The 1968-nt window shown below is 73.9% G+C and carries 1 protein-coding gene; it reads right to left on the bottom strand.

The window, feature by feature from the left end; translation table 11 throughout:
* The coding region (locus ACH4TG_RS40910) for a polyketide synthase dehydratase domain-containing protein (RefSeq protein ID WP_398248403.1) at positions 1-1968 on the bottom strand (1968 nt) is incomplete at both ends.

Genomic DNA, 1968 nt, shown 5'->3' on the forward strand with positions numbered 1-1968 from the left:
CGGGCGACGAGGCTGCCGAGGGTGCCGGTGCCGCCGGTGATCAGGATCGTGCCGTCCGGATCGATCGGTGTCCCGGCGGTGCCCTCGTTCTCCGGTGCGACGGGGACGAGTCGCGGGGTGTGCCGGACGCCGTCCCGAATGCGGTTCTGGGGATCGCCGGTTGACAGGTCGGCGAGCAGCGCGTCGGTGACGGGTGTGGCGCGGGGCGGGGTGTCCAGGTCGACCAGGCCGAACCGGTGCGGGTGTTCGGCCTGCGCCGTGCGGATCAGGCCCCAGACGGTGGCCTGGGCGAGGTTCGTCGTGATCGCGTTGTGGGTGACGAACGTCAGCCGGGTGCCCGCGAGGCCGTCGTCGGCCAGGAACCGCTGGCTCAGCGCCAGGACCTCGGCGGTCAGCCGGTCCGTCGCCTGAACGGAGTCCTCGGGGTGATGGGCGTCGTCGCCCGCGCCTTCGTCCGGCAGCGCGGCGAGCAGCACGTCGGGAGCCGTGGCGCGGCCCTCGCTGACGGCCTCGGCCAGGGCGTCAAGATCGGCGTACTCGGGCAGGGGAGATCGGCCGGCGGCGTAGGCCAGTTGCTCGCCGAGCACGGCGACCGTACGCTCACCGGCCGGCGACGCCGCCGATGCGGCGGACGTCGCCGCGGGCTCGGGGAACCACTCGACGGCGAACAACGCGTTGCCGGGATCGCCGCCCGCGGGGGCGAGTTGCTCGGGCGTGACCGGGCGCGTCGTCAGGCTCTCGACTGCGACGACCGGCGCACCGGCCGGATCCGTCGCCGTCAGGGACAGGGTGTTCTCACCGGTCCGCGCCAGGCGGACCCGCAGCGTCGCGGCCGCCCCCGGGGCGTACAGCGTCACACCGCTCCACGAGAACGGCAGCCGGACGCTCTGCTCCGCCCCCTCCGCGGCCGCGAGCAGATCGAGGCCCAACGGGTGCAGCGCGCTGTCGAGAAGGGCGGGGTGGATGCCGAAGTGCGCGCCGTCCGGGGCGTCTTCGACGCCGATCTCGGCGTACCACGTGTCACCGTCCCGCCAGGCCGCCCGCAACCCCTGGAACACCAGCCCGTACTGGTAGCCGCGGTCGGAGAGCAGGCCGTAGAAGTCGCCGACGTCCACCGCCGACGCGCCCGACGGCGGCCAGGACTCCGGCAGTCGCGGAGGCGCGTCGCACTCGCCGGCTCCGGACAGCACCCCGTGCGCGTGTTCGGTCCAGGTGTTCTCGGCCGGATCGGCGAGGCCGTCGCCCGTCGTGGCCGTCCCGCCCGTGTCGCCGTCCGCGTCGTCGTGCACGTCGCGGGCGTCCCGGGCGCTCTCGGCACGCGAGTGGACGGTGATCCGGCGGTTCCCGGCGTCGTCGGGCGCGGCCACCATGACCTGGAGTTGCACAGCCCGGTTCTCCGCCAGCACCAGCGGCGACCTGAGCGTCAACTCGGCGACCCCGTCGCAGCCGGTGTGCCGCGCCGCGTGCAGCGCCAGATCGACGTAGGCCGTGCCGGGCAGCAGCACCGTGTCCATCACCGTGTGGTCGGCCAGCCACGGCTGTGTGGCCGTCGACAGCCGCCCGGTGAACAGGTGCCCGCCGTCGGGCAGCGCCGTGGCCGCGCCGAGCAGCGCGTGCGTCGCCGACTCCAGCCCGGCCGCGGTCACGTCGCCGGCCGTGCTCGACGTGAACCAGTGCCGCTGCCGCTGGAACGGATACGTGGGCAGGTCGAGCCGCGGCGCCGGCGGGGTGACGGCGTCCCAGTCCGGCGTCACGCCGTGCGTGTACAGGTCGGTCAGGGCGGTGGTGAGGGTGTGGGTGGGGGTGTGTTTGGGGTGGAGGGTGGCGGTGCAGGTCGGCTCGGTGTCGGGGTGGGGCGTGCTGCCGGTGAGGGTGGTGAGTGTGTGGGTGTTGAGGGTGGTGAGGGTGGTGTCGGGTCCGATTTCGATGTAGTGGGTGGTGCCTTGGGTGTGGAGGTGGGTGATGGCT

Source organism: Streptomyces sp. NPDC020917 (genome assembly GCF_044333795.1).
GTDB lineage: Bacteria > Actinomycetota > Actinomycetes > Streptomycetales > Streptomycetaceae > Actinacidiphila.